General features: G+C 67.4%; 8 protein-coding genes and 2 CRISPR repeat arrays. Of the genes, 7 read left to right on the top strand and 1 reads right to left on the bottom strand.

The genetic code is table 11. The annotated features are described in order from the left end of the window. Positions 1 to 7 precede the first annotated feature (7 nt). A CRISPR array of direct repeats spans positions 8 to 539; the repeat unit is 37 nt; unit sequence GTCGCTCCTCGTGACCGCGAGGAGCGTGGGTTGAAAC. 248 nt (positions 540 to 787) lie between these two features. Next, entirely contained in the window at positions 788 to 1,072 is a 285-nt protein-coding gene (locus tag LZ198_RS42085) for a hypothetical protein (RefSeq protein ID WP_253977822.1), read from the bottom strand. Between the two features lie 511 nt (positions 1,073 to 1,583). On the opposite strand from LZ198_RS42085, the gene LZ198_RS42080 reads away from it, so the two are divergent. The 7 genes from LZ198_RS42080 to cas2 are packed head-to-tail and all read left to right on the top strand — an operon-like array spanning position 1,584 to position 9,265. Next, positions 1,584 to 3,866: a CRISPR-associated endonuclease Cas3'' gene (locus LZ198_RS42080; RefSeq protein WP_253977821.1), complete on the top strand. Its 2,283-nt coding sequence runs from the start codon at positions 1,584 to 1,586 to the stop codon at positions 3,864 to 3,866. A gap of 24 nt (positions 3,867 to 3,890) precedes the next feature. Further along, a complete protein-coding gene (cas5c, locus tag LZ198_RS42075) occupies positions 3,891 to 4,550 on the top strand; it encodes a type I-C CRISPR-associated protein Cas5c (protein WP_253977820.1) in 660 nt (219 codons plus the stop codon). Continuing rightward, the gene (gene cas8c, locus LZ198_RS42070) at positions 4,547 to 6,295 is read left to right on the top strand and encodes a type I-C CRISPR-associated protein Cas8c/Csd1 (RefSeq protein WP_253977819.1); all 1,749 of its coding nucleotides are present in this window, start codon (positions 4,547 to 4,549) and stop codon (positions 6,293 to 6,295) included. The genes cas5c and cas8c overlap by 4 nt, the downstream gene beginning before the upstream one ends. 42 nt (positions 6,296 to 6,337) lie before the next feature. Further along, complete coding sequence (gene cas7c, locus LZ198_RS42065) at positions 6,338 to 7,252, top strand: type I-C CRISPR-associated protein Cas7/Csd2 (RefSeq protein ID WP_253977818.1); 915 nt, start codon at positions 6,338 to 6,340, stop codon at positions 7,250 to 7,252. After that, positions 7,249 to 7,893, top strand: coding sequence for a CRISPR-associated protein Cas4 (gene cas4, locus LZ198_RS42060; RefSeq protein ID WP_253977817.1), 645 nt, complete (start codon positions 7,249 to 7,251; stop codon positions 7,891 to 7,893). The genes cas7c and cas4 overlap by 4 nt, the downstream gene beginning before the upstream one ends. A gap of 43 nt (positions 7,894 to 7,936) precedes the next feature. After that, positions 7,937 to 8,965, top strand: a complete 1,029-nt coding sequence (gene cas1c / locus LZ198_RS42055) for a type I-C CRISPR-associated endonuclease Cas1c (RefSeq protein WP_253977816.1) — start codon at positions 7,937 to 7,939, stop codon at positions 8,963 to 8,965. Beyond that, positions 8,966 to 9,265 (top strand): CRISPR-associated endonuclease Cas2, encoded by a 300-nt coding sequence (gene cas2, locus LZ198_RS42050; RefSeq protein WP_253977815.1) that lies wholly within the window; start codon positions 8,966 to 8,968, stop codon positions 9,263 to 9,265. A 205-nt stretch (positions 9,266 to 9,470) separates the two neighbouring features. Beyond that, a CRISPR array of direct repeats spans positions 9,471 to 10,217; the repeat unit is 37 nt; unit sequence GTCGCTCCTCGTGACCGCGAGGAGCGTGGGTTGAAAC. Positions 10,218 to 10,229 lie beyond the last annotated feature (12 nt).

Raw genomic sequence — 10,229 nt, 5'->3', positions numbered from 1 at the left:
CGCGGCCGTCGCTCCTCGTGACCGCGAGGAGCGTGGGTTGAAACCCCCAGGCTTTTGCCGGCTACTTCCGCGGCCGCGGTCGCTCCTCGTGACCGCGAGGAGCGTGGGTTGAAACTCGTCGTAGACGGTGGTGAAGGACTTCCAGAAGTCGCTCCTCGTGACCGCGAGGAGCGTGGGTTGAAACACCTCGGCCTTGGCCGCGTCTGCTTCGACTCTCAACGTCGCTCCTCGTGACCGCGAGGAGCGTGGGTTGAAACACGGGCACGGGGCACAGCGTGTCGGTCTGCATCGGTCGCTCCTCGTGACCGCGAGGAGCGTGGGTTGAAACGCTGATTACTTCGTTGCCATCCTTCACGACTGACGGTCGCTCCTCGTGACCGCGAGGAGCGTGGGTTGAAACTCGTGGCATGGGGCGTCCAGCAGCCGTAAATGTCGCTCCTCGTGACCGCGAGGAGCGTGGGTTGAAACAGGAGTGTCTGACGTGGAACCTCGTGATCGCCGGGTCGCTCCTCGTGACCACGAGGAGCATGGGTTGAAGCCCTCGAGGTCCGGGCACGCCTCTCCGTCCCACGAGAGTCCAATTCGGAGGGGTTCGAGCAGCTTCTTCACCCAGGAAGTCGTCGTCGCGGTGCCCAGCGCCTTCTTCGATGTTGGCGACGCCACGGCGCTCCGTCAGTCATGTGCCGCCTCTGATGCGTTGGCTGTCTGTAGAGAAGGTGCTCGACGGCCAGCGCAAGTGCTGCTCCCATCAGTCGCGCTTCCATCACGCCGGTGATGACGCCACCGGTCAGTGGTAGTCCGGGTTCATTCGATTGGAGTTGAGGCGGACCAACTGCCCGGAGAGGAGTCGGTGTTCCTCATGAAGACCGAACCACACCGCCCGCAGCGCGTCGTCCGAGCCGAGCTCGAGGCCCCGTACGAGGTGCCCCCGGTCCGACGGCGTGTCCCCCTCCTCTCGGCGAACGAGCATGGCGTGGTCGTCCCCGCCCCTCAGGCTGAGGTGCACGGGCGCGCCGCTGTTGACGCCGAACTCGGGGCCGCCGTTGAGGATGAATGTGGCCTCCAACTGCAAGAAGCCTTCCTCTTCCCGAATGCCCGCCCGGGGCAGGGGTGCCAAAGTCGTCACCTCGGCACGTGCCAGGGCGTACCACCTGCGAGCAAGCGGCGAGGGGGATGCCAATGGGGCTCCGACGCCCATCCCGTCGTGGACAGCACCACGACACCACGGACAGACCGCGACGCTTCCCGTGCATACCTCCCTCCTGCGCGTGCCTCGGGCTGATACTCGCAAGTCGCACTCCCCGAGTGGGTCGAGTGACTCGCGCCAGGCCCCAGGTGTCGCCGCGACGCGGTCGCGTGGAGCACCACGTACGCCGTCCCTCCAGGCACTCCACGGCGGCCTTGCCAGCCCCATGGCGTGGACAGGGTGCGAGGGTTTCTTTGCCCCCAGGAGGGTCATTCCTGCCAGCGTGATGCCCCAAAGGACATACCACCTAGGGGGGATGGAGCCGCCGTCAGCATTCATGGGATGACGGGTCGCGATTGCGGCGTTACTGTGGTGAACGCCACTCGCGGGGGAACGCGTGTCTGACAAACAGCCTGACTGCAAGGACGTGGCAAGCTCACCGGAAGTTGGGCTTCGCACTGTCACGAGCGAGCCGCTCGCCCACATCACGCAGGACCGCCAGGAGCACCTGCTCCGGGAGCATCTGGAAGAAGTCGGGCGCCTGGCCGCGACCTTCGCCGCGCGCGACGACATGCGGGTGTTCGCCCATCAAGCAGGACGCTGGCATGACCTGGGCAAATACAGGCAGCACTTCCAGGACCGCATCCGGAAGGAGAATGGCTTCGAAGCCCACTTGGAGCGGGATGCGGATGCCTCCGCGGGTTCGATGAGCCAGGACAAGGACCACTCGACGGCGGGCGCACTCTGGGCGCTCCAGAAGGATCCCCGTCTGGGGTTCCTGGCGATGGCCATCATCGGTCATCACGGGGGGCTACGGGACGCGGAGGCCTTCAGGGAGCGCATCCGGAAGAAGGAGAAGAAACAACTCCTCGACGAGGCGCTGGCCCGGAACCCTCCCGAGGAGCTCCTCGCCATGCTTCCCGGCGTCGACTTCTCCGGCCTCGAGCGATTGTCCAAGCACAGGTTCGAGTTCTGGACGCGCATGCTCTTCTCCGCGTTGGTGGACGCGGACTTCCTCGACACCGAGCATTTCTTCGATGCCGCGACGCGTGAGAGGCGACGCGTCGATGCCACGCTTCCGGCGCTCGCCGAGGCGCTGCGTGCCTTCATGGACCGCAAACAGAGCGGCGCCGCGGATACGCCCGTCAATCGCGTGCGTCGCGAGGTGCTCTCGGCCGTGTTGTCCGCCGCCCCGAGTCCTCCGGGGGTCTTCAGCCTCACCGTCCCCACCGGCGGAGGCAAGACCCTCACCTCCATGGCGTTCGCCCTGGAGCACGCACGCGCCCAGGGGCTCCGGCGCGTCATCGTCGCCATCCCCTTCACCTCCATCATCGAGCAGAGCGCCGGGGTCTATCGAGAGGCCTTCGGGGCGCTCGGTGACGCCGTCATCGAGCACCACTCCGCGTTGGACCCTCGCCGCGAGACGCCGCTCAACCGGGTCGCGAGCGAGAACTGGGATGCACCCGTCATCGTCACCACCACCGTTCAGCTCCTGGAGAGTCTCTTCGCGAACCGGACGTCGGCCTGTCGCAAGCTCCACAACATCGCTCACAGTGTCATCGTGCTCGACGAGGCGCAGACGCTTCCTCCCGCCCTGTTGACCGCCACCCTGGACGGACTCGGGACCCTGGTGGAGGATTACGGCTGCTCGGTCGTCATCTGCACCGCGACCCAGCCCGCGCTGGGCCGGCGCACGGGCTTCCCCGAGGGCTTTCCCGCGATTCGCGAGCTCGTCCCCGCTGGAATCGGCGCCTTCGAGCGGCTGCGGCGGGTGAAGGTTCGCTGGCCGGAGAGCCGGGAGCCCATGCCCTATGCCGCGTTGGCCCAGCACCTGGCTCGAGAACGAGACGTGCTCGCGGTGGTCCATCGACGGGACGACGCGCGCAAGCTCTGCGAGCTGGTGGACGCCGAGACGGGGGCGCCGCGGACGCTGCACCTGTCGGCGTTGATGTGCCCGGAGCACCGCTCGAAGGTCCTGGCGGACATCAAGGCGCGCAAGCGGCGGGGGGAGCCGGTGCGCCTGGTGGCCACCCAACTGGTCGAGGCCGGCGTGGACCTGGACTTCGCCATCGTCTACCGGAGCCTGGCGGGGTTGGACTCGCTGGCGCAGGCCGCGGGGCGCTGCAACCGGGAGGGGTTGCTGGAGGGGCTGGGGGAGCTGCGCCTCTATGAGGCGGAGACGTCCCCACCCCGGGGCGTTCCCGCGATGGCGCTGAGCGTGACGCGGACGCTGCGCGAGCAATACCCCGACCTGGACCTCTTCTCCCCGGAGAGCTTTCGCCTCTACTTCGAGCGGCTCTACGCGAACGCGAGCCGGGATGGCAAAGGCATCCAGACGATGCGCGCGGAGATGCGCTTCGAGGCGGTCTCCCAGGCGTTCAAGCTGGTCGAGGACGACTGGAGCGCGCCGGTGGTCGTCCCGTTCGAGGGATGCGAGCCGTGGCTCGACGCGCTTCGGCGACTGGGGCCCTCGCGTGAACGCCTGCGGGCCTTGCAGCGCTTCACGGTGACGGTGCCCCGCAAGCTGCGCGATGCCTGGGTCGAACGTGAGCTGGCGCGGTTCGCCTCGGACACGGTGGTGTACCTCGGGCCCGAACATCGGCCCGCCTATGACGAGACCTTCGGCCTGGTGCCGGCACGGGTCGGCATCCTCGACCCGGGCCTGCTCATCCCGGGGTGACCGGATGGACTTCAGGAGGAGTGGATGAAGACAGCAGCGAGCAAACGGATGCGCGTGCGTGCTCGAGGGCCGGTGGCCTGCTTCACGCGGCCGGAGATGAAGGCCGAGCGCGTGAGCTACGAGGTGATGACGCCCTCGGCGGCCCGAGGGGTGCTGGAGGCCATCCTCTGGAAGCCGGCGATTCGCTGGCAGGTCCACGAGATTGCCCTCCTGGCCCCGGTGCGATGGACGAGCTTCCGTCGCAACGAGGTGAACAGTCGCGCGGTGGTGGGCAAGTTCGACTACGTGGCCGACGAGGACCGGGCCCAGCGCAACACGGTGGCGCTGCGCGAGGTGGACTACGTCATCACCGCTTCGTTCTCCATGGTGCCAGGGAAGGCGGGGCCGGAGGACAACGTCCGCAAGTTCGAGGAGATGTTCGAGCGACGCCTGGAGCGGGGACAGTTCTTCCAGGCGCCGTACCTCGGGTGTCGCGAGTTCGCCGCGCGCGTCGAGCCGCTCACCGAGGACCTCGCTCCCGTGGCGACGGAGCATCGCCCGCTCGGCTTGATGTTCTTCGACTTCGAATTCAGCGAGTCCGACGGCGCAGTCCGACCGCTGTTCTTCGAGGCGAACCTCGAGCGGGGCGTGCTGCAGGTCCCGACGCGTGACGAGGTGCTGGCGCACAACGGAGGCAGGTCATGATGCTCACGGCGCTCAATGACTTCGCGCGCGAGCGCGGGCTGGTGGATGACCCGCTCTACGAGTCGAAGTCCGTGGACTTCCTCGTCTGCCTCGACAGGAAAGGGAAGTTCCTCAGCCTGCAGTCCCGTCAGGATGAGCGCGGCCGGGGCACGCCCATGGCGATTCCTCGGCTTCCTGCGCGCTCGGTGAACGTCGCGGCGGGCTTCCTGGCGGACAACACGAAGTACGTGCTGGGGCACGATCCTGAAACCGCCTCCCGTCAGGGCAAGGCCAACAAGGGAATCGCTCGCCTCGCTGCGTTCCTCGGACTGGTCCGCGAAGCCCTCGCCGAAGTGGACAGCGCGGAGCTGCGCGCGGTGGAGGCGTTCCTCACGAACGACGCGGAGCGCGCGAAGGCCGTTGCGGAGCGGAAGGCGGAGGAGTGGACGGGTTCGGAGATGCTCGCCTTCACGGTGGGAGACTCGGTAGACCCGGTGCACGAGCAGTCCAGCATCCGGGCGTGGTGGGAGCGTCGCAGTCAGCAGATGGCGTCCTTGGGGAAGAAGGGGCTGTGCCTGGTGAGCGGCAAGGTGGGCGTGCTGGCGGAGACGCACCCCAAGCTCAAGAACGTCCCCTCGGCGCAGGGGGCTGGCGCGGCGCTGGTGTCGTTCAACGCCAACGCCTTCGAGTCGCACGGCCTCGAGCAGGGCGACAATGCCCCCATCTCCCAACAAGCCGCGCTGGGCTATGTGCTCGCGCTCAACGACCTGCTCCGCAAGTCGGAGACGCGCCGCTTCCGTCAAGGCATCCAGCTTGGAGAGGACTCCGTGCTGGTGTTCTGGACGAACAGCACGGCCGAGCAGGAGAGCCTGCTGCTGTCCGTGGTGGATCCCACCGAGGCCGATGTCCGTCAGCTCGTCGAGGCGCCCTTCCGTGGCGTCGAGCCGAGCGAATTGGATACGCGTCGGTTCTACGCGGTGACGCTGGCGGGGAACTCCGGGCGCGTCGCGGTTCGCGACTGGTTCCAGACGAGCCTGGGTGAGGTCAAACAGAACCTCCGTCGCTACTTCGCGGACCTGCGCCTGGGCGAGGGTTCCACGGACAAGCCGACCCCCATCTGGCGACTGCTCAAGGCGGTGGAGGCCCCCTCGGGACGTGGGCTCACGCCGGATATCGCGACCCGGATGCTCGGCGCCGCGCTCCGGGGGCAGCCCTTCCCGCGGCAGTTGCTCTCCGCGGCGCTGGAGCGACTCCGCCTCCCCCCCGCGGACGACAAGCTGGAGCGCGAGCAGCTCCGGCTCCGTGTCGCACTCGTCAAAGCCTATCTCATCCGTCATCGCCGTAGTGGAACCCCTTCCCTGGAGGTCTCCGTGTCACTGGACAAGAACAACTCCTCGCAGCCCTATGTCCTGGGGCGCCTCTTCGCCGTGCTGGAGCGTCTGCAGGGCGCGGCGCTGGGAGACATCAACGCCACCATCCGGGACCGCTACTTCGGCGCGGCCTCGCGGAATCCCGTGACGGTGTTCCCCCGGTTGCTCCAGCTCTCCGTGCACCATGCCTCCAAGGCCGACTCGGGCGGCTGGCTGGAACGCCAGAAGGGCGAGGTGATGGCGTTGCTGCCTCCCAAGGCGCCCTTCCCGAACGTCCTCACGCTCGAGGACCAGGGGCTGTTCGCCGTGGGCTACTACCACCAACGCGAGGCGTTCTTCATCAAGCGCCCCCCGTCCGAGGGGAAGACCGCGAAGAACGAGTCCGCCAACGATTGATGTCTCCCGAACTCCAACTCCTTGCAAAGGAAAGAACACGCCATGTCTGAACTCAAGAGCCGCTACGACTTCGTCCTGCTGTTCGACGTCCAGGATGGGAACCCCAACGGAGACCCCGATGCGGGGAACCTTCCGCGAATCGACCCGGAGACGGGGCACGGGCTCGTCACGGACGTGAGCCTCAAGCGCAAGGTGCGCAACTTCATCTCCCTCACCCAGGAGGGGAAGCAGGGGCTGGACATCTTCGTGAAGGAGAAGGCCGTGCTCAACGCCACCATCCAGCGGGCCTACAAGGAGCTGAACATCAACCTGAAGGAGAAGCCGAAGAACGCCGCGGATGGGAAGAAGCGGAACTCGGAGGACGAGGCCCAGGGGTCGGAGGTGGAGGCGGGGCGCAAGTGGATGTGCGAGACGTTCTTCGACGTCCGCACCTTCGGCGCGGTGATGTCCACGGGCGCCAACGCCGGACAGGTGCGCGGCCCCGTGCAGCTCACCTTCGCGCGCTCGGTGACGCCCATCGTGTCGCTGGAGCACTCCATCACCCGCATGGCGGTGGCCACGGAGGCCGAGGCCGAGAAGCAGGGCGGCGACAACCGCACCATGGGCCGCAAGAACACCGTGCCGTACGGGCTCTACCGGGCCCACGGTTTCGTCTCGCCGTTCCTCGCGAAGCAGACGGGGTTCTCCCAGGCGGACCTGGAGCTGCTGTTCAAGGCCTTCCTGCAGATGTTCGAGCTGGACCGCAGCGCGGCGCGGGGCCTGATGTCGATGCGCAGGGTCATCGTGTTCAAGCACGGCTCGGAGCTGGGCAACGCGCCCGCGCACGCGCTGTTCGACCGGGTGGGTGTGGCTCCCAAGCAGCCTGAGAAGCCCGCCCGCGCCTTCTCGGACTACGCCGTGACGGTGGACACGGCGGGGTTGCCCCAGGGCATCGAGGTGATGGACCTGTCCGCGTGAGCGGCGGAGGCGAACAGTGGGTGGCGCTGTCCGCCTTGCAGCACCTGCTGTACTGCGAACGGCAGGCGGCGCTCATCCACGTGGAGCAGCTCTGGCGCGAGGACGTGAACACCGCGTCGGGACGGCTGCTCCACGAGCGGGTGGACCTGCCCGGGCATGATGCCCGGCCGGGACGGCGGGTGGAGCGCGCCGTCCGGCTGGGGTCGGAGCGGCTGCGCATCTCCGGCCGCGCGGACCTGGTCGAGTACCACCCCGATGCCGCCAGCCCCACCGGGTGGAGGCCATTCCCGGTGGAGGTGAAGCGCGCTCGGCGCAAGGCGGCGGAGGCCGACCGGGTCCAGCTCTGCGCCCAGGCGCTGTGCCTCGAGGAGATGCATGGCGTCGAGGTGCCCGAGGGGGCGCTGTACTTCGGCGCCCAGCATCGAAGGCAGGCGGTGTCCTTCGACGTGACGCTGCGGACTCGGACGGAGGAGACCATCGCCCGGATGCACGCGCTGCTGGCGCAACACAGGGTGCCGCTCGTGCCGAGGGCGCCGAAGTGTGAGGCGTGCTCGCTCGAGCCCCTGTGCCTTCCTCATGTCACCGCGGGGCAGCGCCGCGTGGCCGACTACTTGAAACAGCTGGTGGAGCACGTGGGCTGAACGGACGTCTGTGTGCCGTGAGCCTGCTTCGACCGGGGGGCATATGACGACGGCGCTCAATACGTTGTTCATCACCGCGGAGGGGACTCGCCTCAACAAGGAGGGCGAGTGCGTGGTGGTGACGATCCAGGACGAGAAGAAGGCCGAGGTGCCGCTGCGCCACCTGCGCTCGGTGGTTTGTCTGGCCCGGGCCTGGTTGAGTCCCGAGCTGATGGAGAGCTGTGTCGAGGCGGGCATCCATGTGTCCTTCTTCGGGATGACCGGGCGGTTCCTGGCACGCGTGGAGGGGCTTCCCGGCGGCAACGTCCTCTTGCGGCGCCAGCAGTTCCGGGCGGCGGATGACCCTGGTCTCACGTTGAGGATTGCTCGGGCCATCGTGGTGGGGAAGCTGGTGAACGCGCGACAGTTCCTCCTTCACGCGCGCCGGGACGCTGCGGAGGAGTCTCGGGTTCCGTTGGAGGAGGCCGCGCATCGGCTCTCCGGGCACCTGCGGGCCCTGGAGCACTCGGCGGACCTGGACCAGGTTCGCGGACTGGAGGGAATCGCGGCCCGCGACTACTTCGACGCGTTCCCCGCGCTGTTGAAGGGGGATGCGCGACGGTTCTCGTTCGATGGACGGAACCGCCGACCGCCGAGGGATCCGCTCAATGCGTTGTTGTCGTTCGGGTACGCGCTGCTGGCGCAGGACTGCGCGGGGGCTCTGGCGGGTGTGGGCTTGGACCCGGCGGTCGGGTTCCTCCATGAGGACCGGCCAGGACGATTGTCCCTGGCGCTGGATTTGATGGAGGAGCTGCGGTCGCCCGTGGTGGATCGGCTCGTGCTTTCGCTGGTGAACCGGGCACAGCTCACGCCCGAGGACTTCCGGACGGAGGCTGCTGGCGCCGTGCTGCTCAAGGACGATGCGCGCAAGTCGTTCCTGGTGGCGTACCAGAACGCGAAGCAGGGGCGCGTGCAGCACCCGTTCCTGGGACAGCAGACGACCTGGGGGCTGGTTCCCCACCTACAGGCACTGCTCCTGGCGCGCGCCTTGCGCGGCGAACTGGACGACTACCCACCGTTCGCGGTGCGCTGAATGCGAAAGGTCAACGTCCTCGTTTGTTATGACGTGAAGGTGTCGGACCCAGAGGGGCCGCGGAGGCTCCGCCGCATCGCTCGCGCCTGTCGGAACCACGGCGTCCGGGTGCAGTACTCGGTGTTCGAGTGCGTGCTGGAGCCCAAGGACTGGGTCGTGCTGCGCGCTCGGCTGCTCGACGAGATGGATGCCGTGAGCGACAGCCTGCGGTTCTATTTCCTGAGCGAGGACGTCACTCGGAAGACCGAGCACCATGGCGCCCGTGTGCCCCTCGATGTCGAAGGTCCCCTCATCCTGTAGGCTGCTCGCGCGCTTCCTTTCGGTCGCGCGCGAACCTGTCCCGGTGTGGCCTCCGTCGAGGGTTCGCGCTCTTTGAAATCTCCAATAGTCTTCATGGGTTGAAGGTGTGGAGCGATGGAGACGGGGACGGAGTGGGGACGCGCCGGGAGGGGTTCGCGCAAACCGGCCGGATTCCTCAGTCCCCATGGTAGGTTGCACGGGCAGAGTCGCTCCTCGTGACCGCGAGGAGCGTGGGTTGAAACCCCAGGGCCGGGTCCGTGTGCGCGGCGGCCCAGTGTCGCTCCTCGTGACCGCGAGGAGCGTGGGTTGAAACACCGCCATACCAGCCGTGAATGTCTTAAGAGACAGTCGCTCCTCGTGACCGCGAGGAGCGTGGGTTGAAACCCGTCATCCATGTCCGCCAGAAAGCGGACCGCTGGTCGCTCCTCGTGACCGCGAGGAGCGTGGGTTGAAACGCGGCGCGAGCCCGCGCACGCTTGAATGCCTCCTGGTCGCTCCTCGTGACCGCGAGGAGCGTGGGTTGAAACCTATAGTGCTCTCTGCACTGGCCCCGAGTCGTGGTCGCTCCTCGTGACCGCGAGGAGCGTGGGTTGAAACAAGATGGCGAAGACGTACCACGAGCACTGCCCGGTCGCTCCTCGTGACCGCGAGGAGCGTGGGTTGAAACATCCACCAGTTGCAGGAGGGCGACGCGGCGCTCCTGTCGCTCCTCGTGACCGCGAGGAGCGTGGGTTGAAACGCAAAGTGTCAGCTCGAGCTGGGTTGCCACCAGGTCGTCGCTCCTCGTGACCGCGAGGAGCGTGGGTTGAAACGACTGTTTGGTCACCTGGTCGACCATCTCGAGGGTCGCTCCTCGTGACCGCGAGGAGCGTGGGTTGAAACTATGGCAAGTCAGGAGCCCTATGCAACCACGTCGTCGCTCCTCGTGACCGCGAGGAGCGTGGGTTGAAACTCACAGCCCTCC

It is taken from the genome of Myxococcus dinghuensis (assembly GCF_024198235.1).
Classification (GTDB): domain Bacteria; phylum Myxococcota; class Myxococcia; order Myxococcales; family Myxococcaceae; genus Myxococcus; species Myxococcus dinghuensis.
Note: the sequence above shows the minus strand (reverse complement) of the source record. Positions and strands in the feature narration are given on the sequence as shown.